The following is a 25,222-nucleotide window of genomic DNA, read 5'->3' on the forward strand; positions in this document are numbered from 1 at the left end:
CTGTATAACAGCACTTTTTTAGTATTAAAAAATTGAGTTTAAATGGTGAAACTTAATCCTAGAACAATATTTCGTCCTTGGTTTAAAATTCCATCTGCTTTTAATCTTGATAAGTGATGAATGTATTTTTTATCCAATAAATTATTTACAGATATTGTTGTCGAGAATTTTGTTTTTCCTAAGAGTATATCTCCTCCAAAACCTAAATTTAATAAATTGTAACCTTCTGAAGGTGTTTCAAAATTACCAATGTTGTTTTGAGAAAATGTACTTGCTAAGGTTAAAGAAGAATAACCTTGTTGTAGCCATTTAGCAATGTTAAATTCTGTTCTAAATGTATTCTTCCAAGTATTTGCAGGAATTAAGGGTAAATAATCTCCATTGTCTTGCTTTCCAACAACAGTTTCAAAAGTGCTTTCTAAATGTAACCAATCTAATGGATGTGGATGTAAGTGAAAACCAAATTCCCCACCATAAAGTTTTGCGTTTTCTTGTAGATAACTATAAACAGGCTCACCATCTTCAATATCTCCGGTTGGTGCAATAAAAATATAATCGTTTAAATAATTATAAAATCCGTTTGCAAATAATTCAAAATGCTCTGTTTTGTATTCTAAAGAAATATCGATTTGAGTGTTTTTTTCATTTGTCAAATTATTGTTTCCTTTTTCAAATCTATTGGTTCCATGATGAATACCGTTAGAAGTTAATTCTGCTAAATTGGGTGCTCTAAAACCAGAAGCTACATTGATTCTTGTTGTAATTTCATCAGATAACGAAGTTTTAAACCCTAAAGAAGTTGTAAAACTATTGTAGAAATTGTCTATAGCTTCAAAAATATGTACATCTCCATCATGAGAAATTTCATGTCTTTCTGTATTTATACTTCTATTGTCATAACGAATACCTGCTTGTAGAGTATTTTTGTTCCAAGTATAATTAGCTGTGGTAAACACTCCAAAATCATTTATTGTGGCATCCGGAATTAGTAGTTCTTCACCAAAATTTGTATTTGTTTGATGCAAACCTTGTACTCCAGAAAGAATTTCTATACTTCCTATTTTAGGGAAATGATATTTTACATTATAACTAAATGTTTTTAATTTCATTCTTAATGCCGCTTCTTCGTGTTCCTCTTCATGTTCCTCCTCATCCTCATGTTCATCATGATGTTCTTCAAACTCTTGTCTATCATTAAATGTGTAACCTAAATCAATATCTAATTTAGAATCGCCAAAAAAGAAATGATTATGAGAACTTAAAATATGATTATCGATAACTTGATAAGGTTCTAAAAGCGTTTTACTTGTAGTTTGTTCTGCAATTCCGTCTTCTGGCAATCCTAATTGAGATCTGTTAAAATTATAACGTAGTTCTGAAGTGAAATTGTTTTTAGAATATGCAATTCCTGTTTTAAAATCTTTTTCATTAAAACGAGTATTTGTTACTCTTTTATTTGTTGGAACTTTATAATCAGAATGATTTGCATAGGTTCCTCTAGCTAAAAATTTCCAATTTTCTAAAGATAATTTTGCCCCAATAGAAGTATTACTTCCTAATGTATTGCTAAAGTAACGTTGGTTAAAATTGATTTCTTTAGCATTTTCTGATGCAAATTTTTCTGGATTTAAATATAAAACGCCACCCAAAGCATCTGATCCGTAGAGTAGAGAAGCAGGTCCTTTTATAACTTCGATACTGCTAATTCCTGCCTCATTAATTCCTAAACCATGTTCGCCGCCAAATTGCTGGTTTTCTAATCGAATCCCTTGCGTATACACTAAAACTCTATTTCCACTTAAACCTCTAATTACTGGTTTTCCTATAGAAGCACCTGTAGAAATTTGTGATACTCCAGCAATGTTTGTGATTCCTTGAGAAAGGGTTGTAACACCCATCTTTTGAATTGATTTTGTAGATAATCTTTCTATTTTCATTACGTTTTCTGATTGTAATTTATTGAAAGGTGTTGAGATAATAATTTCATCTACTTCAAAAGAAGTTTCTTCTAATTGAATGTTAAGCTCTTTATTTTCTGACTTAAATTCAATAATCTTTGATATAGTTTTATATCCTAAATAACTAAAAGTAATTCTTATTTTTCCACTAGGGATGTTGTTTAAAATGTAGTTTCCATCTTCTTTAGAAGTGGTTCCTTTATGTATTTCTTGTGCATAAATTCCTACTCCAATAAGCGGATTGTTTTCTGTATCTGTTATTTTTCCTGAAATGCTGTTTTGTGCATTTACAGAGAAACTTACTATTACTATTAATAATAGATTTATATATATTTTCATGTATTTGTTTTACTGATTAATAAGTGATGTTTGCCATAAAGAAAGAAGTAGTCTATTTTATTTTTTTGATAAAACTTACTTAGATTATTCTTTTCCGTTAAGACAATTCTGTTTTAAGCAGTAAAACTTGGAGGCCCTCTTGAAAATTTTCTATCATGATAAATCTCTTTAAAAACTTGAGGTTTATCAATAAAAGTGTTGGCGTAAAAATGAGTTGGAATTACATCAAAATTCGATGTAAAATCCATTGAAAATATGGTTAGATGTTTATGAAATTCATCACAATTTACATTTTGTTTGTGTATGTGATGTTCACCAATAGAAGTACATACGGTATGCTCATGATTTTCTAAGTCATGCAATATTTCTATTGATACGGGTATCATCAATAGGAAAAGGAAAAAAACGCTAAGTAGCTTCTTTTGCAAAATATTTATTTTTTTCTAACTTTTAAATTAAGCATTTCTACACCTAAAGAAAATGCAATGGCAAAATACAAATATCCTTTAGGAATTGCACCTACAGTTTGGTTAAAAATTGCTGTATGAGATAAATGAGCACTTTCAGTTATTAACATAAACCCTATTAAAATTAAAAAAGACAATGCTAGCATTTGTATTGTCGGATTATTATTTACAAAATTACTAATAGGTTTAGAAAAAATCATCATTATTATAATGGAAACTATTACTGCAATTATCATAATAATTAAAGCTCCATCTATTCCATTTGTCATACCCACAGCAGTTAAGATACTATCAAAAGAAAAAACAATGTCAATTAAAATAATTTGAATTATAACATTTGATAATGAAATAACCTTTGGTGTTTTTATTACATCATCTTCATTAGTGTGTTCAACCTTTTGACGGATTTCTCTTGTACTTTTATATAGCAGAAAAAGTCCTCCAAAAAACAAAATAAGACTTTGTCCTGTTAACCCAGTTTTAAACCAACCGGTATCAATTTCTAAAAAAGGTTCTTTAAAAGCAATTAAATAAGAAATACTAAGAAGTAGTAAGATTCTTGTTATCATTGCCAAAGCTAATCCTATTAAGGTTGCTTTTCTTACTTGGTTTTCAGGAAGTTTATTAGCAGATATTGATATAAAAATAATATTATCAATACCTAAAATAATTTCTAAAAAAGTTAGTGTTAGTAGGGCAATCCAAGTATCTGCATGTAGAAAAATTTCCATATTACTTTACTTTGTATACAATTCCGTCTTGTTTAAACTTATTAAAACCAATTTTTGCAGTAAAGTTATAAGAACTATCTGTAACCTTTGTAATCTGCACATAAATAGGATCTTTATCTAATTCTTTTTTAGGTGATTTCATTTTTAGTGTGTAAAAGAAATTATTTTTCCATTTGATATATAATGTATCAATATGTTTTATTCTTTTTTCACTTGTTGTGCTATCATTAGAAATACTAACAAATTTAGTGTACTCTTCTATTTGAAGACTATCTTTTCTTGTGATAATAGTTTTGCTATAGCCTTTTCCTGCAGGAATTTCAAAAACTCCAATTTTAAACCTATCGGAATTTTCTTTAATTTCTGAAGTACATGAAGATAAAGCTAAAATAATTGTAAGTAATCCTATTAGTTTTTTCATTAGATTCCTGTATAATTAGCAGGCGTAATTGCCTTTAATTCTTTTTTAATTTCTGTAGATACTTCTAAGGTGTCAATAAAATTAGCAATTGAATTTTGATTGATTTTCTCATTCGTTCTTGTCAATCCTTTTAATGCTTCATATGGATTTGGATAAGCTTCTCGTCTTAAAATTGTTTGAATAGCCTCTGCAACCACGGCCCAATTATTTTCTAAATCTTGCTCAAACTTTTCTTTGTTTAACAATAATTTATTCAAACCTTTTAAGGTCGATGTAAAAGCAATAATTGTATGCCCGAAAGGTACACCAACATTACGTAAAACAGTGCTATCTGTTAAATCTCTTTGCAAACGAGAAATTGGTAATTTTGCAGAAAGGTGTTCAAAAATGGCGTTTGCTAAACCTAAGTTTCCTTCTGAATTTTCAAAATCAATTGGATTTACTTTATGAGGCATGGCAGAAGAACCTACTTCTCCAGCCTTAATTTTTTGTTTAAAATACTCCATAGAAACATAGGTCCAAAAATCTCTATCTAAATCTATGATAATTGTGTTGATACGTTTTAAGGTATCAAACAACGCTGCTAAATGATCATAATGTTCTATTTGTGTGGTTGGAAAAGAATGATATAATCCTAATTTTTCTTGTACAAACTTACTTCCAAATTCTTTCCAATCAATTGTAGGATAAGCAACTTTATGAGCATTAAAATTACCTGTTGCTCCACCAAATTTTGCAGCACTAGGGATGTCATTTAATAAATTAAATTGCTCTTTTAAACGAACTACATAAACCTCTATTTCTTTCCCTAATCTTGTTGGAGATGCAGGTTGACCATGCGTTCTTGCCAACATAGAAATGTCTTTCCATTCTATAACCAACTCTTGTAATTTCTCTAAAAGCTCAAAATAATGTGGCACATAAACATCATTCATTGCTTCTTTTATAGATAAAGGAACTGCCGTGTTATTGATGTCTTGAGAAGTCAATCCAAAATGGATAAATTCTTTATGTTTTTGCAAACCTAAAGCATCAAATTTTTCTTTGATAAAATACTCAATAGCTTTTACATCATGATTCGTAATTTTCTCAATATCTTTTATTTTCTGTGCATCATCAACAGTAAAATCTGTATAAATTTTACGTAAATCTTCAAATAAAGTGGTGTTAAAATCAGCTAATTGTGGTAGCGGAATTTCACACAAAGCAATAAAATATTCGATTTCTACACGAACACGATATTTTATTAAAGATTCTTCAGAAAAATACTCTGATAATTTTGCTATTTTATTTCTGTAACGCCCATCTATTGGAGAGATAGCATTCAATTGAGATAAGTTCATTTTTTAGTGTGTTGTTAATTACAAAAATAAGCAATTCATCACATTTATAAAGCCGATTTTTGATGTTTTTCTATCAATTTTAAAATATGCCTTCCTCGAGCTTTACAGCCTTTACTTTCGTGAATGATTTTAGTGTTAATTAGATGTTTTAATTCTGGATGAATCCAATCTTTTTCTAATCCGAAGAAATACAAAGTATTCATTGTATAAGCTCTTACCGCAATTTTTTGTGGAGTAATTAACCAATCAAAACCTGTTTCAATAATTCGATCAATATGATTTAAGGTAAGATGTTTTTTGATATCATTTTCATTTTTTGAATAGTATGCTGTTGCTAAATGCTCACAAATTTTGGAGCATGGTCTAATGGCACTATCAAATTTTACGGTAGAAATTTTGGTTGTAAATTCTTCTAAATGCGGAATTATCCAATTTAAATGATGATGTGTACAAATCCATTCTAAAATCCAAGCTGCTTTTATAGAGGTTTTATCATCAATTTGAAAACTTAAAGAAATTAAATCTTTAAATAAACTTTTATTTTCTAAGATCTTATTTGCAACTCTTTGACGATTTTCTCTTTTAGGGTTTTCCATATTTTGAAGTTGTTCTAATAAGAAAAGGTTGTTCATAAAAATTTATATTGATAAATAAGTCTTTAATAAAATAAGCAATTTTATAGCTAAACTATTTAAAAAATAAAAACCAGCCAAATAGCATTTGCTATTAACTGGTTTAAATTAATTATTGAAGTTTTTATTTGTTTAATTAACTAATGTAGGATTTACGGTAAAAGTTCCATCTGTAATTATTTTTTCTGCATTTGTTGTTTGATGGGTTCCAGTAAAAGAGAATGTACCTTTTATAGTAGTGCCATCATCAGAGATAATTACAATAGATCCCGCACTTTGTTCTTTAATTGCTGTATGTGGTCTATCATCACCATTAACATGGTAACTAAGGCTGTTAAGTACTGCGTCATAAGTGCCTACACCTTCATAAAAACTTACAATCAAAGTAAATTTATCAAATTTTTCATTTTTTGCAGTAACAGAAAACGTTTTACTTCCGTCTGTACGTTCAATTCTTTTAGATTCAACTTTATCAGATTGAGATGTAAATGTTACACCATCAATTTTTGCAGACAATATTCCTGCAGTTCCATTCCCTTCAGGATCTGTGTCTTCTATTAAATCTTCAATACTACTGTTAGTTTCGCAACTAGAAACCATAAAGAATAAGGTTATGAATCCTAAAAAGAAAATTGTTTTTTTCATAATTATTAATTTATAATGTTTCTACAAATCTATAGGGATTTCTAAGTTATATCAATAAGGCATTTGACGTATTTTTACGGGGATATATTATATTTTGTTAACAAAGTGAAGAAACCCGTTATACTTTTAAAACCTAGTATAACTTAAAGATTTTAATTATTTTGGTACGATTAATGTATATTTGCCTTAAAAATCTATTAGAATGATTAATATAAAAAGACTGATTTTTGTTTTTGCTTTTTTTACTTGTTTTTTTACAAGTAACACAATTAATGCCCAAAAAATCAATCGTTTTGATCAAAATAAGAAAAGAACAGGGGTTTGGAAGAAATATTACCCGAACAAAAGAATTAGATATATTGGTGAATTTAAAAACGGAAAAGAAGTTGGTGTTTTTAAGTTTTATGATATAACTACCTCAGAGCATCCGGTAGTTTTGAAAACTTTTTTTGAAACAAATGATTCTGTTTTTGTTCAGTTTTTTACTTTAAAAGGAAAGTTGCAAAGCGAAGGAATTTTAGATGGTAAAAAAAGAGTTGGAAGTTGGCAATATTATTTTGCGAATGGAGAATTAATGTCTGAAGAAAATTATAAGAATGGAAAACTTGATGGAGAGTTGTTAAATTATTATCCTAATGGACAAGTAACGGAGTATTCTAATTATAAAAACGGTTTAATGGACGGTATTTCTAGAAAGTATTCTAGTAAAGGAATTTTAATTGAAGAATTAGAATATAAAAACGGAAAACCAAATGGACTTGCAAAATATTTTGAACTTAACGGAAATCTTAAAGAAACCGGAATTTATAAAGACGGGAAAAGAGTAGGAGAGTGGGAGTTTTATCTTGATGGAGAGGTAGTTACAGATAAAGATAGAAAGAAGAGAAAATCAACTTATACCAGAAAAAAAGAGAATTGATTTTTCTAATCTACTTATCAATTCTTTCAATCAAAAAATCACTTACAAATTTGTAACTTTGCAACCTCAAAAATAAAAAATGAAAAGAGTAGTTGTAGGTCTTTCTGGTGGTGTAGATTCTAGTGTAACCGCGCATTTATTAAAAGAACAAGGTTATGAGGTAATTGGGCTATTTATGAAAAATTGGCACGATGATTCTGTAACTATTTCTAACGAATGCCCATGGTTAGAAGATAGTAATGACGCAATGATTGTAGCTCAAAAATTAGGAATTCCTTTTCAAGTTGTAGACTTAAGTGAGCAATATAAAGAACGTATTGTAGATTATATGTTTGATGAATACTCTAAAGGAAGAACTCCAAACCCAGATGTACTTTGTAACAGAGAAATAAAGTTCGATGTTTTTATGGACATTGCTTTAAAGCTTGGAGCAGATTATGTTGCTACTGGTCATTATTGTAGAAAAGGTGAAGAAATTATTGATGGAAAACACGTTTATAAATTATTAGCTGGTAAAGACACGAATAAAGATCAGTCTTATTTTTTATGCCAATTATCGCAAGAACAACTTACAAAAGCTTTGTTTCCAATTGGTGAATTAACAAAACCAGAAGTAAGAATAATTGCAAAAGAAGCTGATTTAATAACAGCCGAAAAGAAAGATTCTCAAGGGTTGTGTTTTATTGGTAAAGTACGTTTACCAGAGTTTTTACAACAAAAACTACAACCTAAAGAAGGAGTAATTGTTACTATTTCTTCGGATTTTGAGCAGTACACAAAAACACCTCCTATTTTTGAAAATAAAGAAGCAGAATTGGCTTATTTTGCTACAAAATTTTCTTACAATAAAGAAGATGGAAAAGTAGTTGGAAAACATCAAGGAGCACATTATTTTACAAAAGGACAGCGTAAAGGTTTAAATGTTGGAGGTACAAAAGAAGCTTTATATGTAATAGAAACCGATGTTGTAGAAAATGTAATTTATACAGGAGAAGGAAAAAATCATCCTGGTTTGTATAGAAACGTGCTGTTTGTTTCGAATGAAGAAATGCATTGGATCCGTAAAGATTTAACTTTACAAGTGGGAGAAACTATGCAAGTTGAGGCAAGAATTAGATATAGACAACCTTTAGAAAATGCTACTTTATACAAAGTAGAAAGTGGTTTATATGTAGAATTTGAAAATAAACAATCAGCAATTCAAGAAGGACAGTTTGTTGCTTGGTATCAAAATGAAGAATTGCTTGGTTCTGGAGTAATTTCTTAATAAAAATATATAAAATCGTAAAAAAGTAGTAATTTCGAAATATGAAGAAATTACTACTTTTTTTATTTATAACTGCTTTACAGGTTAATGCTCAAGAAGATGCGTGGATTTTTTTAAAAGACAAACCCAATAAAACTACTTTTTTAGAAAATCCTTTAACGATGTTATCTCAAAGAGCATTAGATAGAAGATCTAAACTTAGTATTTCTTTAGATTCTTTAGATGTTCCTATTGATCAAACGTATTACAATCTTATTAAAAATGAATCAAATATTATTGTTTTAGCCAAGTCGAAATGGTTAAACGCAATTCATATTCAAGGAGAAGTTAATGATATCAATAATCTATCATCAATTCATAATTTTATAGATCATATAGAGTTTGCGGATAAGACTTTAAACACTAGCGGAAAATTCAGTTCTAAACCTATAAGTACAATATCTAATCATTACAATAAGTTTAGTGAAACACTAACTGATTTTAATTATGGTGATGCAGATAATCAAATTAAGATGTTAAAAGGAGATCATTTACACGAGCAAGGTTTAACTGGGGCGGGACAAATAATTGCAATCATAGATGCAGGTTTCCCAAATGTAAATACACTTTCTGCATTTCAAAGAATTAGAGACAATAATCAAATTTTAGGAGGTTATAATTTTGCCGATAGAAATACGAATATTTACAGTAGAAATAGTCATGGAACACATGTTTTATCTGCTATTGCAGGATATGTAGAAGATGAGTTTGTGGGGACAGCACCTGATGCAAAATTTTATTTATTCATTTCCGAAATATATGAAACAGAAACTATTTTAGAAGAAACACTTTGGGTAGAAGCTGCAGAACGTGCAGATAGTTTAGGGGTTGATGTTATAAATACTTCTTTAGGATATACAACTTTTGATAATCCTAATCACAGCCATACTTATCAAGATATGGATGGTAAAACAACTTTTATTTCTAGAGGTGCAGAAATTGGTGCTTCTAGAGGATTGCTTTTGGTAAACGCAGCTGGTAATGATGGAAACAATACTTGGAAGTATATTGGTGCACCCGCAGATGCACCTTCTGTGATTACAGTAGGAGCTGTAGATGCTTCAGAAAATATAGCATCGTTTAGTTCTTTTGGTCCAACATGGGATGGAAGAATTAAACCAGAAATTTTAAGTCAAGGTAAAAACCCTGCATTGATTGATTATAGTTCAGGAAACATTACAACATCATCAAGCGGAACTTCATTTTCTTCTCCAATTATGGCGGGTCTAATTGCGTGTTTAAATCAAAATGATAGCTTTCCTTTAATTTCTTCAGGTCAAACATTAGAAAATTATAATTATCATTTAAAAAAAGCGGTTTATGAATCTGCAGATAGGTATAATAATCCTTTAGATCAATATGGATATGGTATTCCCAATTTTGAAGAGGCTTTAAATAGTTATAGAGCTAGTTTGTCGATTATAGAAAATAAAATTAAGGGATTAAAAGTGTACCCAAATCCTGTAAAAAAACAATTTATAATTTCTATAGATAATGATGATTTAAATAATTTTGCAATTCAAATATTTAATATTTTAGGAAAAAAAGTTTTAGAAAAAACAAATTTAAAATCTAAAACGATTGATGTTTCATTTTTAAATAAAGGAGTTTATATTCTTAAAGTTTTAAATAAAAATGAATATAAAACTATAAAGTTGATAAAAGAATAATGGCAAATAAAATTACAAAACTTTTTAATATTCAATACCCAGTTGTACAAGGAGGAATGATTTGGGTTTCTGGGCATAAATTAGCTTCTGCAGTATCAAATGCAGGAGGATTAGGGTTAATAGGAGCTGGATCTATGTATCCGGATGTATTAAGAGAGCACATACAAAAATGTAAAAAAAATACAGCGAAGCCTTTTGGGGTTAATGTGCCAATGTTGTATCCTGATATTGAAAAGATTATGGATATTATTGTTGAAGAAGGTGTGAAAATTGTTTTTACATCTGCAGGGAATCCTAAAACGTGGACTCCTTTTTTAAAAGAAAAAGGGATTACAGTTGTACATGTTGTGAGCTCTGTTAAATTTGCTTTAAAAGCAGCAGCAGCAGGAGTAGATGCTGTTGTTTGTGAAGGATTTGAAGCAGGAGGACATAATGGTAGAGAAGAGACAACCACTTTTACATTAATTCCTATGGTAAAAGAACAAGTTAAGATTCCTGTAATTGCTGCTGGAGGAATTGGTTCTGGAAGAGGAATGCTTGCTGCCATGGTTTTAGGTGCAGATGGAGTTCAAATAGGTAGTAGATTTGCTGCTACAGAAGAATCTTCTGCGCATAAAAATTTTAAAAATTCAATAGTGGCAACTAAAGATGGAGATACAGAATTAACATTAAAAGAATTAGCTCCTGTAAGATTGATAAAAAATAAATTTTTTAATGAAGTTCAAGAATTGTATCAACAAAATCCAACAATAGAAGAAATTAAAAAATTATTAGGAAGGGCAAGAGCAAAAAAAGGAATGTTTGAAGGAGATTTAGAGAATGGTGAGTTAGAAATAGGTCAAATTGCAGGAATAATTCATCAAATAAAACCAGCAAAAGTGGTTTTAAATGAAATAATTGAAGAATTTAACTTAGTTAAAGTCAATGTGGGAAGGCTTTAACGTGTTTATTTAAAATAAAAGCATTATTTTTTGCTGTTCTAAAATTATTGGCACTATCTTTGCAATTCAATAAAACGTTGTTAGTAATTAAATTAGCAACACAATAATTTTTTATAATGAATAAAGGTACCGTAAAATTTTTCAATGAATCTAAAGGATTCGGATTCATCACTGAAGAAGGAACAAACAAAGAACATTTTGTACATGTGTCAGGATTAGTTGACGAAATTCGTGAAAACGATGAAGTTGAATTTGACTTACAAGATGGAAGAAAAGGATTAAACGCAGTAAACGTAAGAGTATTATAATATATATATATTATTACTAGTTAACTTTTTATCTAAAAAGCCTATCAAAATTTGATAGGCTTTTTTTATTTTCGTATTTTAAAAAATACTTTATGATTGACGGCAGACAAAGAAAAAATATTAAAATAGGTTTATTTGTAGAAATTGTACAAAAACCACATCAAAGAACAGGAGAATTAACAGAAGGTAAAATAGCAAAAATTCTAACCAAATCTCAAAACCATCCTTATGGAATTAAAGTTCAGTTAGAATCTGGTATTGTAGGAAGAGTAAAAAACATTATCGAATAAATAATTATTTTATTGGAATTTTAATCTCATAGAGTTTTCTACTTTTATTATTTAATTTGTTTTCTCTTAACCATGAATTATGTAGTTTCAATTCTTTATATGTGATTCCGAATTTTTTAGCAAATAAAGCAATGTTACTTATAGCTGTATCTACTTTTACAATTTTTGTTTCGGCTAAAGTATATAAGTCTTTTTCATCATAAACAAAACCATATTTTTTAGGATTTGAGATGACTTCTTTTAAAGCAAGAATTCTAAAAACATATCGTTCAGTTTCGTCTGGTAATAAAGCATCGTAATAACTACTAACTTGTTGGGTTTTTAGTCTTTTAGAAACACCGTAATTTCCAGCATTATATGCAGCTGCAGCTAATGTCCAGGTTCCTAAACGTTTTTTTGCATTTATAAGATATTCTGCTGCTACTTTAGTAGCTTTTTCAATATTATAGCGTTCGTCTACATTTTTATTAATTTCTAAGCCGTATTCTTTTCCTGTCGTTTTCATAAAGTGCCACATTCCTGCAGCTCCAACAGAAGAGGTTTCATCTATAAAGGCACTTTCAGCCAAAGCTAAAAACTTAAAATCGTCTGGTAATCCATATTTTTTAAGTAGAGGTTCAAGTATAGGGAAGTATTTATTAGCACGTTTTATTAATAATAAACCATTAGATTGCCAATAAGTATTTACCAACAATTCTCTATCCATTCGTTCTCTAATATCTGGAATTTCAATAGGAACTCTTTCTCCTGCTAAATTAAGATCTTCTGGGAGTTTAATTGCTTTTATTTTATATGTTGAGTGTGTACTTGGTTCTTCTACTTTTTTTTCTAATTTATTGATTGCATTTAGAAAAACAAAAGAAACGATAACAACACTTAAAAGTGAAAGAAAACGTATAGACTTATTCATGATTTTTACAATTTTATACTATAAAAATATGAAAATGTCTTGGTTCTAACAAGTTAAAGTTTCATCAATAATTTTAGATATTTTTTTAGCTTTCGTTAAAATCATAATATGTGTACCTCCTTTTACTTCTATAATATTGTTAATGTTTTTTATTGGAAATATTTTGTCTTTAGTTCCATGTATGTGTACTACATTTTTTATAGGCTTTTCTTGTTGCCAATTTAAAACGGCACTGATGGACCAGTTGATATAAGATTTACTTCTTACAGAAAGGTATTTTTTATAAATTTTAGCTCTTTTTTTTAGGGATTTGCCTATAAAGTATTTAGTAAAATCCACAAAGTTAGAAATAATTGTTGTTGGAAAAAGTTTATAAGCTTTTGTGAATTTTGCCATTTTGAATTTTTTTGGCAATTCGGTATTTGTTTTAACACTAGAAATAATAATCACTTTTTTAGCGTCAATAAATTTACTCATTTCTTGAACCATAATTCCACCAAAAGAAACTCCGATTAAAACAGGATTTTTTTCTTTTATGTCCTCTGTCATTCTCATTGCATAATTGGTTATTGATTCTTCTAGAGCTAACGGTTTTTTCCATTTTAAAAAATGAAGTTCGTACTTTTCTGGTGATAGTTCTAAGTGCTCAAAAATTTCTGGTCCAGCAGCTAATCCTGGAACAAAATAAATAGGGGTTTTATTCATTAATTAATCAATTTTATAAAATATTTTTTAAACAAAAGATTTGTATCCTTTTCTATAGTTTAAATCAAGTTTTTTTTTAAGTTATAATTAGGAAATGTATTTCAATTCTTATTGTATTAATAACTCTTTAACAAAATCAAAACGGACCAAACCGTCTTCATCAATTTCTGTAAGTACAATTTTGTGTAGAGTATTAACCAGTTCAGGATTCCAAGGAGTTTTTACTTTTACGTAATTTTCTGTAAATCCATTTATATAACCTTCTTTGTTTTCGCTTTCAAATAAAACAGTTAAGGTATTCCCTAATTGAGATTCATAAAAAGCACGTCTTTTCTTAGCAGATAAACCACGTAACATTTTACTACGCTTTGCACGTACTTTTTTAGGTACAATACCATCAAATTCTATTGCTTCTGTATTAGGTCTTTCCGAATACGTAAAAACATGTAGATAAGAAATATCCATTTGGTTTAAAAAATTGTAAGTTTCTAAAAAGATCTCATCTGTTTCTCCAGGAAAACCAACAATTACATCTACACCAATACATGCATTCGGCATTACTTTTTTAATTTTTGAAACTCTATTTGTGTATGTATTAGTTAAATACCTTCGTTTCATTTTCTTTAATAGCTCATCACTTCCAGATTGTAAAGGAATATGGAAATGTGGAACAAAAGAATCTGATTTAGATACAAAATCTATGGTTTCATCTTTAAGTAAATTTGGTTCTATGGATGAAATTCGCAATCTATGAATTCCATCAACTTTATCTAGTTCCTTTACAAGTTCTAAAAAAGTATGTTCGTGTTTTTTGTTACCAAATTCACCTTTTCCATAATCACCAATATTAACACCTGTTAAAACAATTTCTTTGATTCCTTTGGATGATATTTCTTTGGCATTTTGTAAAACGTTTTCTAAAGTATCTGACCTAGAAATTCCTCTCGCTAACGGAATTGTGCAATAGGTACATTTATAATCGCAACCATCTTGTACTTTTAAAAAGGCACGTGTTCTATCTCCAATAGAGTAGGAACCTACGTAAAAATCGGCATCAGCAATTTCACAAGAATGTACTTCGCCAACATTGTTTTTAGTTAAATCGTTAATATAACTGGTAACATTAAATTTTTCTGTAGCTCCTAAAACTAAATCTACTCCATCTACAGCTGCCAATTCTTCTGGCTTTAATTGGGCATAACAACCCACAGCAATTAAATAAGCATCTTCATTTTTTTTTAAAGCATTTTTTACAATGGTTTTAAAACGTTTATCTGCATTATCGGTAACAGAACAAGTGTTAATTACATAAACGTCTGCTGCTTCTTCAAATTCAACTCTTTTAAAACCTTCAGTTACAAAATTACGAGCAATTGTAGATGTTTCTGAAAAATTTAATTTGCAACCTAAAGTATAAAAAGCTACTTTTTTTTCTGCATTCATTCTTGTACATTTAGCATTGACAAAAGTACGACATTATTCATGATTTTTGAAACAGAAAGATTACTTATTAGAAAACTAAAATTAGAAGATTTAATAGCATTTAATGAGCTTGAAAGTAATCCATTAGTTCTTAAATATGCCACAGGAGAGGTTAAAAATTTAGAAGAAAATCAACAAGAGTTAGAAGAACTAATAGCTAAATATGATGTTTTAAACAATGATTTTTGGATCTATGCCATTGAACAAAAAAAGGATATGGTTTTTATAGGAACTGTTGCTTTGGTAAAAGATAATGGAATTGATGAAATTGGTTATCGGTTTTTAGAAAGGTATTGGAACCTGGGTTTTGGTTCTGAAATTTGCAAAGGATTAATTTTTTATTGCAGGCAAATTGGAATGCCAAAAATTGTAGGTTATGTAGTTGATGAAAATATTGCATCAGCTAAGATTTTAGAAAAACTAAATTTTAAAGTTGTAAAGAAATTTATTAGTGATGATTTGAAAATTCCTGAAACTAAATACGAATTAGAATTATAAAATTTTACAAAAGATTTTTATGTATAGAATCAGTAAGTATTCAAATATGTTTTTTGCTAAACTTTGGTAGAAATCATTCTTTGAAAGAACAATATAAAATACCAAAAGTTAGAAATTTAATTTATTTAGCTACTTTTTTCTTCCCTTTTGTAAAATCATAAACAATACCTGCAAAACAACCATAAGAAAAATATTGCATCAGTTCTACTATAAGTACATTACCAAATATTTTAACATCATATTTACTACCAGTAAGGAACCAATAAGTATCCCAATAATCAGGAGCAATATAATTAAATAAAAGAATATAGATTGGAATTATAATAATTGATACTAAAGCTCCAGTGACAATAGAAGGTATTAAAAGATCATTCCTAATAATAATGATGATGATAGCAAATACAAACATTGGAATAGACCACATAAACATCGAGTTTATACCCAATACATTATTTAGTATAAAAAAAGACATTATAAATAAAGGAAAAAGAAATAATAAGGTTTTGGTTCTTTTTTTCTCAACTGTAATTAATTCTTTTGTAAAAAGGGCATCATAAATAGCAATAGAAATACCTGTAATTGAAAAACCAAATAATATATCTTCTAAAGAAATAAAATAAAGAAAAAGAACTTCTGGTGGATCCCAATAATCAATTCGATACCAAATATTTACAGCTCCAAAAGGAATTGCAATAAGACCAGATAATAACATTTTTCTTCTTAAGTCTTTATTAAAATAGAAAATTATTCCCCAAGGAATAAATAAAAGAAGACAAATGAAGAGATACATATATTCCATAGGGCAAATCTATTTTTTTTTTATGAATTAAAGTAAAATATCTACCAGTTTATTTTTGATTGAATGGGAAAATGATCAGAATATTTTTCCGAAAATGTAGAAAATTTGTTAATTATAGCAGTTTCATCTGTTAAAATAAAATCGATTCTCATAGGAAACCAGTAATTATATGTTTTACCAAAACCTTTACCAGCTTCTATAAAAGCATCTTTTTTGTTTTTAGAAATTTTATGATAAACCCATGAATATGCAGTGTTATTAAAATCACCGCAAATTATTTTTTTTCCTTTCCACTGTTTTTCATGAGCAATAAACTGTTCAGTTTGCAATGCTTGCTTTTTAAATGATCTTCCTAGTCGGGCAATTAATTTACCAGAATCTTTTTCGCCAAAGTTTTCTTTTTGGGTATTTATTTTTAATGATTCTAAATGTAGATTGTAAATTCGAATAGTATCATTTTCCTTAAGGATATCAACAAAAATAATATTGTTTGTGCTATTTTTTAAATCTAAAGAACCTTTGTTTATTATTTTAAACCTAGAATAAATAGCCATTCCAAATTTATTTTTTTTAGATTTTGTTTTAATATACTTGTATGGATAGGTAAAGTTAATTTTATCGGAATTATAAAATTCTTGAATAGCCAAAACATCAGGGTTTTCTTCATTAATTAAGTCAATTTCTTTTTGATCTAACTTTTTATCTTTATTCCATTTAAAATAATTAAAAGTTCTTACGTTATAACTCATCACTTTTAAATCATTATTTAGTGAAGAGTTTTTACTGGATAATTTATAAAAAGGAGAAGAAAATACCCAACCAGTTATTAAAATAATGATAGATAAAAAAAACTGTTTCTTTAATTTAATTAACCAATAAACAACAAAAATGATGTTCATTATAATTAAAAAAGGCACAAAAAGACTTAAAATAGCAAATAATGGAACTGTTTTAGGAGATATAAAAGGCAATAGATAAGAGAGTAATAAAACAGTAGCTATTATTGAATTAAGGAAAAACAAGATTTTTTCTAAAAAGGATAATTTTTTCATTTTATCTTTTTCCTTGTTTAAACAAAAATTCTTTTTCTTGTTTTGTTAGAGTGTCATAACCAGATTTACTAATTTTATCTAGTATAGCATCAATTTGTTGTTGGTTAAAAGAAGTATTAGTTTCTTTTTTAAAATTTCCTTTAGGTGATTTATAAACGGTTTTAAGAGGTTTCTCTTTTGTCTTAAACAAAGAAATAAATTTATTAAAGATATTTATTTCTTTATTACTTGCTTGGTTTACATATAAAAAACCAAAAAGGGCACCACCAAGATGAGAGAAATGTCCGCCAGCATTAGGTCCAATTAGCCCTAAAAAATCTAAACCAATCCAAATTGCAGCTAATTGCCATAATTTTACAAATCCAATAAATCGAAATTTTAATTGATAATTAGGTATATAGGTTGTAATTCCTATAAATATGGCAGAAATTCCTGCTGAAGCACCTACTAAATAGTAGGATTCACCTTTAAATAAAGGAAAATAATTTTGACTTATCATAAACATGATCCCTCCAAAAAAAGTACCTAATAAATAAAATGTCAGTAATTGTTTTTGTGTAAAATATTCAACAAACAAATTCCCTATAAAATATAATGCTATTAGATTAAAAAGAATGTGTAAAAAACCATCATGTAAAAAACCATAGGTAATTATGGTCCAGGGTTTTGTTAGTAGTGTTGTATAATCATCATCTAAAGAAAACCATTCTACTAACCAATTAATTTCTCCTTTATAAAGACCTTGAAAAATACTAATTAGAAGTGTTGCAATAAATACAGCAATATTAATATAGATTAATTTTTCTACAATATTTCCGCCTTTGTAGCGATGTTTTATGTCATCTAAGAAGCTCATTAATTAACTTTAAATTGATTTTTTTTCCAATACCACGCGATTAAAAAGCCTATTAATGCACCTCCAATGTGAGCAAAATGAGCAATATTTCCAACAGAATATTTTGTCATGCCAAAGAATAAATCGCCTAAAATCATTACAGGAATAAAGTATTTTGCTGCTATAGGAACAGGGAAAAATATCAATGCTAGTTTTGCATCTTTAAAATATAATCCAAATGCGACTAAAACCCCATAAATTGCTCCAGATGCACCAACAGCTGGTGTATTGTACAAAGATATAATTTTATTAAATTGTTCCTGGGTTATTGCTGTAACAACTCTAGCATCATTAGTACTTCCTTTTTCAAGAATTGTCATTATTTCAGAATTGTTTAATCCTGCACTTGTAAAAAGATCATAAATACCATTAAACTGATAGTAGTTTACTAAAGTATAAATAATTCCTGCCCCTAATCCGGCAGAGAAATAAAAGAATAAAAATTTATTTCTTCCCCACATCTGTTCTAGAGGAGATCCAAAAGCCCACAAACCATACATATTAAATAAAATATGGGCAAAACTTCCATGCATAAACATATGAGTAACATATTGCCAAATTCCAAAATGTTCATTTTTTGGAAAATGCAAAGCCAACATATTTGTAAAGTCTAATTGTAAAAGTTGTGGAACTATAAATACAATTACATTAATTATTATTAGATGTTTTATGGCATCTGTTAGTTTGTTCATTTTTAATGATTAAATAAATTATCTATTTCGTTTAATGTTAGTGTTTTAAATATTGATTTTCCAAAAGGAGAAACTGTAGGTTCTTTACAAGAAAATAAATCATTTACTAAGCTTTCTTGTTCTTTTTCAGAAAGTAAAGTTCCTGTTTTAATTGATAATGTTTTTGCAAATGATTTTGCCATTACATCAAAATGACTAAAACTTGCATCTGGTACTTCTAAATTAATATCGTTTAATAATTCTTCTAAAATAATAGTTATTTTACTTTCTGTAACAGAAACGGGAATTCCTTTTATTGTGACACTGTCTTTTGTAAATTCATCAAAAGAAAAACCTGCATTTTCTAATTCGGTTTTTATTGTGTAAATCATTTCTATTTCTGCTGATGAAAATGAAATCTTTACAGGAAATAATAATTGCTGACTGTTAGCTTCTTTAACGGTAATGCTTTCTAAAAATTGTTCGTATAAAATTCGTTGATGCGCTAAAGATTGATTGATTAAAACGACACCAGATTTTATAGAACTTAAGACGTATTTACGCTGAATTTGAAATGTTTTCTGCGTTTTTATTTCTTGTTGATTTTCAAATAATTCAGATTGTTTTTCTTGTTCTGTGACTGCAGCAGAAGTGTATAAAGACTCCCAACTTTCTGTTTGTTTTTCTCTCTTATAAGGGAAACTAATTTCTTTTTGTACCGTTTCTTTAAAAGGGTTAAAATCTGGATCTACAGAAATGGTAGGAACAGAAGCTGTTTTAGAACTTGATTTAAAATTGTATGGTGTATCTAAGTTTGAATCTCTATTAAAATCTAAAACAGGAGCAACATTATACTGACCTAAACTATGCTTCACAGTGGCACGTAACATTGCATAGAGTGCTTTTTCATTATCAAACTTAATTTCTGTTTTGGTTGGATGTATGTTTATATCAATAGAACTTGTTGGGACTGTTAAATATAAAAAGTATGAAGGATGAGAACCTTGCTCTAATAAGCCATCAAAAGCATTTACAACTGCATGATTTAAATAAGAACTCTTTATAAATCGATCATTTACAAAAAAGAACTGCTCACCTCTTTTTCGCTTAGAAAATTCAGGTTTTGCAACAAAACCTTCAATAGAAAGTATATCTGTATGCTCATTAATTGGTACTAATTTTTCATTCATTTTAACTCCAAAAACAGCAACTATTCTTTTGCGAAGGTTGCTTGTTTTTAAATGATAAACTTCGTTGTTGTTATGGTGTAATAAAAAAGCAATACTAGGATGCGCTAAAGCAACTCTTTGAAACTCATCAATTATATGACGTGTTTCAATTGTATCAGATTTTAAAAAATTTCTTCTTGCAGGAATATTGTAAAATAAGTTTTTTACAGCAATACTTGTTCCTTTTCCTGTAGAAATAAAGTCTTGAGAAATAATTTTACTTCCTGCAATTTTTATTTGTGTCCCTAATTCTTCACCTTGTGGTTTTGTTTTTAATTCTACATGTGCAATGGCAGCAATCGAAGCCAAAGCCTCACCACGAAAACCTTTTGTGTTTAAGTTAAATAAATCTTCTGCTTTTTGAATTTTAGAAGTTGCATGACGCTCAAAAGACATTCTAGCGTCTGTTGTACTCATTCCTTTTCCATCATCAATTACCTGAATAAGTGTTTTACCAGCGTCTTTTAGTAGTAATTTAATATTTGTAGCACCAGCATCAATAGCATTTTCAAGTAATTCCTTTACAACAGAAGCTGGACGTTGAACGACTTCTCCTGCTGCAATTTGATTAGCAACATGATCTGGTAAAAGTTGAATTATATCTGACATTAATTATTTGTAAAAAATTGATAAATCAAAGTCGATGATATATAAAAAAAGTAAAACTAAAATTATGATGACGTATAGAATGATTTTATTTACGCTTTTCTCTGAGTTTTTTAACTCACCCAAAGCATCATTGAATTTTCCTTTTAGGCCTTTATTTTTACCTGCAGTAACTCTAAATTCGTCAAATTTATGTTCGATTTTAAATGGGTTTCCTTCTCCTTTGTAATAACGAGGTTGGTAGTCAAATTTTTTGTTTGTGCGTTTTAAAAATCCCATAGTTCTAAAAATTAATTGTGAATATTGATTTAGAATTAATCAAATATTAGACCAATTTTATAGTGAATCAAATTTACAGAATTAAAAGGAATACATCAAAAAATGACGTTAAAAGTATTCTTAATTTTAAGAAGTCTGTTTTTTGTTAAAAACCAATACTTTCAGCGCTTCTATCAACGTTTTTTATAGCGGCCATTTTTATAGCTGCTATAGCACATTCTATACCTTTATTACCTAATTTACCTCCAGATCTATCGATAGATTGTTGTTTGTTATTGTCTGTTAAAACACAAAAAATAACTGGAACATCGTATTTGATGTTTAGGTCTACAATTCCTTGTGTAACCCCTTCACAAACAAAATCGAAATGTTTTGTTTCTCCTTGAATTACGTTTCCAATAGCAATAATTGCATCTACTGATTGAGATTCAATCATTTTTTTGCATCCAAAAACAAGTTCAAAACTTCCTGGGACGTCCCAAGAAATTATATTTTCTTTGTTTGCTCCGCAATCGATTAAAGTTTCAATTGCACCTTTTTGTAGATTCTTTGTAATTTCAGGATTCCATTCTGAAACAACAATCCCAAATCGAAAAGATTTCGCATTTGGGATTGTTGTTTTATCGTAAGAAGATAAATTGGTTGTAGCCATTTTTATTTATTTAGCATATTTAGCTGCATTGATAAATTTTTCTATATCTCTACCTTGTTCAGATTTTGAATAGTTTTCTTTTATCTTAGTAAATAGTTTTTCTGCTTTATCAAATTTCTTTAGTTCCATTGCAGTTTGTCCTGCTTTGTATAAAAATAATGGAGTTGTAAAATCGTTTGATTTTTTATTAGCAGCTTTTTCATAATATTCTAAAGCTTGTTCTGGTTGATTGATATCAGAAAAAGCATCTCCAATTGCTCCTAAAGAAACTGGACCTAACATTTCATCGTCAGATTTAAACTTTTCTAAATACTCTATACCTTTTTCGTAGTTTTTCATTTTTAAATAAGAAACACCGGCATAATAGTTTGCTAAATTACCCGCGTTTGTTCCGCTGTAAGTGTCTGCAATATCTAAAAAACCATATTTACCATCAGCTCCTTCTAAACCTAAATTTAATAAAGAATCTATGCCTGTACCAGCAACAGCTGCTTCATCAAAATATTTTCTAGGAAAAGCCAATTCATTAGAAGCATCTAATTCATTTGGTTCTACTACGTATTTTGTGTAAGCTAAGTAAGCTAAAAAAAGTACAACAATACCTATTAAAGCATAAAATAACGGTTTGCTGTTCTTCTCTATCCATTGTTCAGATCTAGAAGCAGTTTCGTCTAAAGTATTTAATACTCCAGCTGTTTCAAATTCTGATTCATCAATTTGATTTTGTTCTCTTTTATCTTTTGCTTTGAATCCTTTCTTCTTGTATGTTGCCATATTTCCTTAAAAATTAGTGGCGACAAAAATAGTTTTTTTAATTGGATTTTAAAAGCGGATAATTCGCAAAATTTTCAATAATTTGCAATTCGTTTCAAACAGTCGCTTTTATTAATGTATTTACAAAAAATATCTTTAGTTAATTTTAAGAATATTGAGTCTCAATCTTTTGATTTTCAGCAGAAAATAAATTGCTTTGTGGGCAATAACGGAGTTGGTAAAACCAATATTTTAGATGCAATTTATTACTTGTCTTTTGCAAAAAGTTATTTTAATTCGGTTGCTGTGCAAAATATTAAACATGGTGAAGGGTTTTTTATGGTTGAAGGAGATTATCTTTTAAACGATAGAAACGAAAAAATTGTGTGTAGTTTAAAAAAAGGACAAAAGAAAGTTTTAAAGAGAAATGGAAAAAGTTATGATAAGTTTTCTGAGCATATTGGACAGTTACCTTTGGTAATTATTTCTCCTGCTGATAGAGATTTGGTTACGGATGGGAGTGATACTAGAAGAAAATTTATAGATGGTGTTATTTCTCAACAAAATAAAAACTATTTAAAAGATTTAATTGCATATAATAAGGTGTTAAGTCAAAGAAATGCTTTGTTAAAATACTTTGCAGCCAATAGAACTTTTGATGCGTTAAATCTAAGTGTTTATGATGAGCAGCTTTCTGATTATGGAAGTCGAATTTTCGAAGTAAGAAAAAGGTTTTTAGAAAAATTTATTCCTATTTTTAATGAAAAATATCAAGTAATTTCTGGAGATAAAGAAAATGTTAATTTGCATTATAAGAGTCAGTTAAATGATTTTAATATGAAGGATTTATTACAGAAATCACTAGAAAAAGATAAGATATTACAGTACACAACAGCAGGAATTCATAAAGATGATTTAAACTTTGAAATAGGAGAATACCCAATTAAGAAGTTTGGTTCACAAGGGCAGCAGAAATCATATTTAATAGCTTTAAAGTTAGCACAATTTGAGTTTATAAAGCAACAGTCTTCTGTAATTCCTATTTTATTGTTAGACGATATTTTTGATAAATTAGATGAAAGTAGAGTTTCTCAAATTATAAATTTGGTAAATGATGATGCATTTGGCCAAATATTTATTACAGATACACATTCTGAAAGAACCGAAAATATAGTAAAACAGAGTAATAAACCGTATCAAATTTTTAAGTTATAATGACAAAAAGAGAAAACGATTCTTTTTCAATTCAAGATTTAATGCAAAGCTTTATTAAAGAGAATAATTTGACTAAAGGAATGCAGAAATTAAAAGTAGAAGAAACTTGGAATAAAATGATGGGGCCAGGAGTTGCTACGCATACAAGTTCTGTAAAACTGCAACATAAAACCTTAATTATACAATTAACATCTTCTGTTTTGCGTGAAGAATTAAGTTATGGAAAAGATAAAATTATAAAAATGATGAATGAAGAAATAGGTCAGGACATAATTTCTAAACTGATGTTGGTATAAATAAAGTCTTTCTTAATAAAAAGATAAGAAAGATTATATAGAATGAAAGGATTTTATTTTTTTACCCAAACACTTTCATCTGTAAATACTGGTTTTTTACTAATAGAATTCCTGAATTCATTGGTAGATTTTAAGTCTAACGGTATTTTTAATTCATAAAAAATTAATTTGTTTCTAGATATTTTATAGATATGAAAAAAGTAATTAGTTCCTTTTTTTTCATTATTAACGGTTAGATAATTAGTCCCTTTAAATTTTGTCAAATAAGCACGAAATATTTTTGTAGAAGTATCATAGTCGCCACCCTCTTTAGTTACGGTTAATCGATATTCTTTTGAGCTAAGTTTTGAAAATTTAATTTCTTCTACAAAATATGTTTTTGGGGTTTTAATTTTCCAGGTTCCTAATAAACGTTTGTCAATTTTTAAGTTAGGTTTATCTGCTATTGAAAAATTTGATTCCTTTGGACAGCCCATTAGTAAAAAACTAATAAAAAAGACTGCTATTAAGTGAAGTTTATTTATTTTTTTTAAAGAAGTTGCGAAAATCATATTTTTTAAATTTAAAACAAGTTTATATATTAAAAGATTTAGGGTTTGTTCAAATATATCATTTTTAGTTCTTAATTTGGTGTTTTGTTAAGAGGAAATATGGCAAAAGTTTTATTTGTTACGTTCAAAAGATAACTTTAATTATATTTATATAAAAAAAACTCGCAACGAAAGTTGCGAGTTTTACTAAATATATTTTAGACTAAAAATTTCTAAAAACTCTTAGAATTGTTCTCTTCCAGAAAAGTGAAAATTTCCTTCAATTTGTGCGTTTTCATCAGAATCAGAACCGTGTACAGCATTTTCTCCCATAGAAGTTGCATACAATTTTCTAATAGTACCTTCTGCAGCATCAGCTGGGTTTGTAGCACCAATTAAGGTTCTAAAATCTTCAACTGCATTTTCTTTTTCTAAGATTGCAGCTACAATTGGTCCACGAGTCATAAACTCAACTAATTCACCAAAAAATGGACGCTCATTATGCACTGCATAAAAAGCTTCAGCATCAGCTTTTGTCATTTGAGTTTTCTTTAAAGCTACAATTCTAAAGCCTGCAGTATTAATTTTTTCTAAAATTGCTCCAGTATGCCCGTTTTCTACTGCATCTGGTTTTAGCATTGTAAATGTTCTATTTGTTGCCATCGTTAATGTTTTTTTAA

At 28.5% G+C, this 25,222-nt stretch carries 29 protein-coding genes; 9 read left to right on the forward strand and 20 right to left on the reverse strand.

Annotated features, from left to right (window positions below; translation table 11 throughout):
- Positions 1–38: 38 nt before the first annotated feature.
- The 7 genes from MC378_RS02250 to MC378_RS02280 all read right to left on the reverse strand — a co-directional run bounded on the left by MC378_RS02250 (position 39) and on the right by MC378_RS02280 (position 6,536).
- Positions 39–2,297 carry a TonB-dependent receptor gene (locus MC378_RS02250; RefSeq protein ID WP_242177089.1) on the reverse strand — a complete coding sequence of 753 codons (2,259 nt, stop codon included), beginning with the start codon at positions 2,295–2,297 and terminating at the stop codon, positions 39–41.
- 113 nt (positions 2,298–2,410) lie between these two features.
- Positions 2,411–2,683, reverse strand: coding sequence for a hypothetical protein (locus MC378_RS02255; RefSeq protein ID WP_242177090.1), 273 nt, complete (start codon positions 2,681–2,683; stop codon positions 2,411–2,413).
- A gap of 47 nt (positions 2,684–2,730) precedes the next feature.
- Positions 2,731–3,495 (reverse strand): TerC family protein, encoded by a 765-nt coding sequence (locus MC378_RS02260; RefSeq protein WP_242177091.1) that lies wholly within the window; start codon positions 3,493–3,495, stop codon positions 2,731–2,733.
- A gap of 1 nt (position 3,496) precedes the next feature.
- Positions 3,497–3,916 carry a hypothetical protein gene (locus MC378_RS02265; protein WP_242177092.1) on the reverse strand — a complete coding sequence of 140 codons (420 nt, stop codon included), beginning with the start codon at positions 3,914–3,916 and terminating at the stop codon, positions 3,497–3,499.
- The gene (purB, locus tag MC378_RS02270; RefSeq protein WP_242177093.1) at positions 3,916–5,259 is read right to left on the reverse strand and encodes an adenylosuccinate lyase; all 1,344 of its coding nucleotides are present in this window, start codon (positions 5,257–5,259) and stop codon (positions 3,916–3,918) included. The genes MC378_RS02265 and purB overlap by 1 nt, the downstream gene beginning before the upstream one ends.
- Positions 5,260–5,303: 44 nt before the next feature.
- A complete protein-coding gene (locus tag MC378_RS02275; protein ID WP_242177094.1) occupies positions 5,304–5,891 on the reverse strand; it encodes an adenylosuccinate lyase in 588 nt (195 codons plus the stop codon).
- Between the two features lie 132 nt (positions 5,892–6,023).
- Positions 6,024–6,536: a DUF6252 domain-containing protein gene (locus tag MC378_RS02280; protein ID WP_242177095.1), complete on the reverse strand. Its 513-nt coding sequence runs from the start codon at positions 6,534–6,536 to the stop codon at positions 6,024–6,026.
- Positions 6,537–6,738: 202 nt separating this feature from the next.
- Between MC378_RS02280 and MC378_RS02285 the strand changes: the two genes are divergently transcribed.
- From MC378_RS02285 to MC378_RS02310, 6 genes are all read left to right on the forward strand, one after another.
- Positions 6,739–7,455 (forward strand): toxin-antitoxin system YwqK family antitoxin, encoded by a 717-nt coding sequence (locus MC378_RS02285; RefSeq protein ID WP_242177096.1) that lies wholly within the window; start codon positions 6,739–6,741, stop codon positions 7,453–7,455.
- A 79-nt stretch (positions 7,456–7,534) separates the two neighbouring features.
- Positions 7,535–8,722 (forward strand): tRNA 2-thiouridine(34) synthase MnmA, encoded by a 1,188-nt coding sequence (gene mnmA, locus MC378_RS02290; RefSeq protein ID WP_242177097.1) that lies wholly within the window; start codon positions 7,535–7,537, stop codon positions 8,720–8,722.
- Positions 8,723–8,763: 41 nt separating this feature from the next.
- The gene (locus MC378_RS02295) at positions 8,764–10,431 is read left to right on the forward strand and encodes a S8 family serine peptidase (protein ID WP_242177098.1); all 1,668 of its coding nucleotides are present in this window, start codon (positions 8,764–8,766) and stop codon (positions 10,429–10,431) included.
- On the forward strand, positions 10,431–11,372 hold the full coding sequence (locus MC378_RS02300; protein WP_242177099.1) for an NAD(P)H-dependent flavin oxidoreductase: 942 nt from the start codon (positions 10,431–10,433) through the stop codon (positions 11,370–11,372). The genes MC378_RS02295 and MC378_RS02300 overlap by 1 nt, the downstream gene beginning before the upstream one ends.
- A gap of 116 nt (positions 11,373–11,488) precedes the next feature.
- Positions 11,489–11,680: a cold-shock protein gene (locus tag MC378_RS02305; protein ID WP_015480027.1), complete on the forward strand. Its 192-nt coding sequence runs from the start codon at positions 11,489–11,491 to the stop codon at positions 11,678–11,680.
- 92 nt (positions 11,681–11,772) lie between these two features.
- Positions 11,773–11,970 carry a YwbE family protein gene (locus tag MC378_RS02310; RefSeq protein ID WP_274704088.1) on the forward strand — a complete coding sequence of 66 codons (198 nt, stop codon included), beginning with the start codon at positions 11,773–11,775 and terminating at the stop codon, positions 11,968–11,970.
- 4 nt (positions 11,971–11,974) lie between these two features.
- Here MC378_RS02310 and MC378_RS02315 read toward each other — a convergent pair whose 3' ends face one another.
- The 3 genes from MC378_RS02315 to mtaB all read right to left on the reverse strand — a co-directional run bounded on the left by MC378_RS02315 (position 11,975) and on the right by mtaB (position 15,028).
- The gene (locus MC378_RS02315; protein ID WP_242177100.1) at positions 11,975–12,880 is read right to left on the reverse strand and encodes a lytic transglycosylase domain-containing protein; all 906 of its coding nucleotides are present in this window, start codon (positions 12,878–12,880) and stop codon (positions 11,975–11,977) included.
- Between the two features lie 45 nt (positions 12,881–12,925).
- Entirely contained in the window at positions 12,926–13,585 is a 660-nt protein-coding gene (locus tag MC378_RS02320) for an alpha/beta hydrolase (RefSeq protein WP_242177101.1), read from the reverse strand.
- A gap of 108 nt (positions 13,586–13,693) precedes the next feature.
- Positions 13,694–15,028 (reverse strand): tRNA (N(6)-L-threonylcarbamoyladenosine(37)-C(2))-methylthiotransferase MtaB, encoded by a 1,335-nt coding sequence (mtaB, locus tag MC378_RS02325; RefSeq protein ID WP_242177102.1) that lies wholly within the window; start codon positions 15,026–15,028, stop codon positions 13,694–13,696.
- A gap of 39 nt (positions 15,029–15,067) precedes the next feature.
- Here mtaB and MC378_RS02330 point away from each other — a divergent pair, with 39 nt between their 5' ends.
- The gene (locus MC378_RS02330; RefSeq protein ID WP_242177103.1) at positions 15,068–15,565 is read left to right on the forward strand and encodes a GNAT family N-acetyltransferase; all 498 of its coding nucleotides are present in this window, start codon (positions 15,068–15,070) and stop codon (positions 15,563–15,565) included.
- A gap of 121 nt (positions 15,566–15,686) precedes the next feature.
- On the opposite strand, the gene MC378_RS02335 is transcribed toward MC378_RS02330, so the two are convergent.
- The 8 genes from MC378_RS02335 to MC378_RS02370 all read right to left on the reverse strand — a co-directional run bounded on the left by MC378_RS02335 (position 15,687) and on the right by MC378_RS02370 (position 22,522).
- Positions 15,687–16,364: a hypothetical protein gene (locus tag MC378_RS02335; protein ID WP_242177104.1), complete on the reverse strand. Its 678-nt coding sequence runs from the start codon at positions 16,362–16,364 to the stop codon at positions 15,687–15,689.
- A gap of 41 nt (positions 16,365–16,405) precedes the next feature.
- Complete coding sequence (locus tag MC378_RS02340; RefSeq protein ID WP_242177105.1) at positions 16,406–17,416, reverse strand: endonuclease/exonuclease/phosphatase family protein; 1,011 nt, start codon at positions 17,414–17,416, stop codon at positions 16,406–16,408.
- A 1-nt stretch (position 17,417) separates the two neighbouring features.
- A complete protein-coding gene (locus tag MC378_RS02345; RefSeq protein WP_242177106.1) occupies positions 17,418–18,272 on the reverse strand; it encodes a rhomboid family protein in 855 nt (284 codons plus the stop codon).
- Complete coding sequence (locus MC378_RS02350) at positions 18,272–19,003, reverse strand: rhomboid family intramembrane serine protease (protein WP_242177107.1); 732 nt, start codon at positions 19,001–19,003, stop codon at positions 18,272–18,274. Before MC378_RS02350 ends, MC378_RS02345 begins: the two co-directional genes overlap by 1 nt.
- A gap of 2 nt (positions 19,004–19,005) precedes the next feature.
- Positions 19,006–20,820, reverse strand: coding sequence for a DNA mismatch repair endonuclease MutL (mutL, locus tag MC378_RS02355; protein ID WP_242177108.1), 1,815 nt, complete (start codon positions 20,818–20,820; stop codon positions 19,006–19,008).
- Positions 20,821–20,823: 3 nt separating this feature from the next.
- Positions 20,824–21,096 (reverse strand): riboflavin synthase subunit beta, encoded by a 273-nt coding sequence (locus MC378_RS02360; RefSeq protein WP_242177109.1) that lies wholly within the window; start codon positions 21,094–21,096, stop codon positions 20,824–20,826.
- Positions 21,097–21,241: 145 nt separating this feature from the next.
- Positions 21,242–21,748, reverse strand: a complete 507-nt coding sequence (gene ribH, locus MC378_RS02365; RefSeq protein ID WP_242177110.1) for a 6,7-dimethyl-8-ribityllumazine synthase — start codon at positions 21,746–21,748, stop codon at positions 21,242–21,244.
- A gap of 6 nt (positions 21,749–21,754) precedes the next feature.
- Positions 21,755–22,522, reverse strand: a complete 768-nt coding sequence (locus tag MC378_RS02370) for a tetratricopeptide repeat protein (RefSeq protein WP_242177111.1) — start codon at positions 22,520–22,522, stop codon at positions 21,755–21,757.
- Positions 22,523–22,636: 114 nt separating this feature from the next.
- On the opposite strand from MC378_RS02370, the gene recF reads away from it, so the two are divergent.
- Positions 22,637–23,716, forward strand: a complete 1,080-nt coding sequence (gene recF / locus MC378_RS02375) for a DNA replication/repair protein RecF (protein WP_242177112.1) — start codon at positions 22,637–22,639, stop codon at positions 23,714–23,716.
- Positions 23,716–24,012, forward strand: coding sequence for a DciA family protein (locus MC378_RS02380; RefSeq protein WP_242177113.1), 297 nt, complete (start codon positions 23,716–23,718; stop codon positions 24,010–24,012). Before recF ends, MC378_RS02380 begins: the two co-directional genes overlap by 1 nt.
- Before the next feature lie 53 nt (positions 24,013–24,065).
- Here MC378_RS02380 and MC378_RS02385 read toward each other — a convergent pair whose 3' ends face one another.
- Together MC378_RS02385 and MC378_RS02390 are read right to left on the reverse strand one after the other, a co-directional pair.
- Positions 24,066–24,563, reverse strand: coding sequence for a hypothetical protein (locus MC378_RS02385; RefSeq protein WP_242177114.1), 498 nt, complete (start codon positions 24,561–24,563; stop codon positions 24,066–24,068).
- Positions 24,564–24,785: 222 nt separating this feature from the next.
- Entirely contained in the window at positions 24,786–25,205 is a 420-nt protein-coding gene (locus tag MC378_RS02390) for a nucleoside-diphosphate kinase (protein ID WP_242177115.1), read from the reverse strand.
- Between the last annotated feature and the right edge of the window lie 17 nt (positions 25,206–25,222).

The organism is Polaribacter marinus (assembly GCF_022662535.1).
GTDB lineage: Bacteria > Bacteroidota > Bacteroidia > Flavobacteriales > Flavobacteriaceae > Polaribacter > Polaribacter marinus.

Coding starts and splice junctions, on each gene's coding strand:
- MC378_RS02250 (WP_242177089.1), bottom strand. CDS start 2,297: ATGAAAATATATATAAATCTATTATTAATAGTAATAGTAAGTTTCTCT.
- MC378_RS02255 (WP_242177090.1), bottom strand. CDS start 2,683: ATGATACCCGTATCAATAGAAATATTGCATGACTTAGAAAATCATGAG.
- MC378_RS02260 (WP_242177091.1), bottom strand. CDS start 3,495: ATGGAAATTTTTCTACATGCAGATACTTGGATTGCCCTACTAACACTA.
- MC378_RS02265 (WP_242177092.1), bottom strand. CDS start 3,916: ATGAAAAAACTAATAGGATTACTTACAATTATTTTAGCTTTATCTTCA.
- purB (WP_242177093.1), bottom strand. CDS start 5,259: ATGAACTTATCTCAATTGAATGCTATCTCTCCAATAGATGGGCGTTAC.
- MC378_RS02275 (WP_242177094.1), bottom strand. CDS start 5,891: ATGAACAACCTTTTCTTATTAGAACAACTTCAAAATATGGAAAACCCT.
- MC378_RS02280 (WP_242177095.1), bottom strand. CDS start 6,536: ATGAAAAAAACAATTTTCTTTTTAGGATTCATAACCTTATTCTTTATG.
- MC378_RS02285 (WP_242177096.1), top strand. CDS start 6,739: ATGATTAATATAAAAAGACTGATTTTTGTTTTTGCTTTTTTTACTTGT.
- mnmA (WP_242177097.1), top strand. CDS start 7,535: ATGAAAAGAGTAGTTGTAGGTCTTTCTGGTGGTGTAGATTCTAGTGTA.
- MC378_RS02295 (WP_242177098.1), top strand. CDS start 8,764: ATGAAGAAATTACTACTTTTTTTATTTATAACTGCTTTACAGGTTAAT.
- MC378_RS02300 (WP_242177099.1), top strand. CDS start 10,431: ATGGCAAATAAAATTACAAAACTTTTTAATATTCAATACCCAGTTGTA.
- MC378_RS02305 (WP_015480027.1), top strand. CDS start 11,489: ATGAATAAAGGTACCGTAAAATTTTTCAATGAATCTAAAGGATTCGGA.
- MC378_RS02310 (WP_274704088.1), top strand. CDS start 11,773: ATGATTGACGGCAGACAAAGAAAAAATATTAAAATAGGTTTATTTGTA.
- MC378_RS02315 (WP_242177100.1), bottom strand. CDS start 12,880: ATGAATAAGTCTATACGTTTTCTTTCACTTTTAAGTGTTGTTATCGTT.
- MC378_RS02320 (WP_242177101.1), bottom strand. CDS start 13,585: ATGAATAAAACCCCTATTTATTTTGTTCCAGGATTAGCTGCTGGACCA.
- mtaB (WP_242177102.1), bottom strand. CDS start 15,028: ATGAATGCAGAAAAAAAAGTAGCTTTTTATACTTTAGGTTGCAAATTA.
- MC378_RS02330 (WP_242177103.1), top strand. CDS start 15,068: ATGATTTTTGAAACAGAAAGATTACTTATTAGAAAACTAAAATTAGAA.
- MC378_RS02335 (WP_242177104.1), bottom strand. CDS start 16,364: ATGGAATATATGTATCTCTTCATTTGTCTTCTTTTATTTATTCCTTGG.
- MC378_RS02340 (WP_242177105.1), bottom strand. CDS start 17,416: ATGAAAAAATTATCCTTTTTAGAAAAAATCTTGTTTTTCCTTAATTCA.
- MC378_RS02345 (WP_242177106.1), bottom strand. CDS start 18,272: ATGAGCTTCTTAGATGACATAAAACATCGCTACAAAGGCGGAAATATT.
- MC378_RS02350 (WP_242177107.1), bottom strand. CDS start 19,003: ATGAACAAACTAACAGATGCCATAAAACATCTAATAATAATTAATGTA.
- mutL (WP_242177108.1), bottom strand. CDS start 20,820: ATGTCAGATATAATTCAACTTTTACCAGATCATGTTGCTAATCAAATT.
- MC378_RS02360 (WP_242177109.1), bottom strand. CDS start 21,096: ATGGGATTTTTAAAACGCACAAACAAAAAATTTGACTACCAACCTCGT.
- ribH (WP_242177110.1), bottom strand. CDS start 21,748: ATGGCTACAACCAATTTATCTTCTTACGATAAAACAACAATCCCAAAT.
- MC378_RS02370 (WP_242177111.1), bottom strand. CDS start 22,522: ATGGCAACATACAAGAAGAAAGGATTCAAAGCAAAAGATAAAAGAGAA.
- recF (WP_242177112.1), top strand. CDS start 22,637: ATGTATTTACAAAAAATATCTTTAGTTAATTTTAAGAATATTGAGTCT.
- MC378_RS02380 (WP_242177113.1), top strand. CDS start 23,716: ATGACAAAAAGAGAAAACGATTCTTTTTCAATTCAAGATTTAATGCAA.
- MC378_RS02385 (WP_242177114.1), bottom strand. CDS start 24,563: ATGATTTTCGCAACTTCTTTAAAAAAAATAAATAAACTTCACTTAATA.
- MC378_RS02390 (WP_242177115.1), bottom strand. CDS start 25,205: ATGGCAACAAATAGAACATTTACAATGCTAAAACCAGATGCAGTAGAA.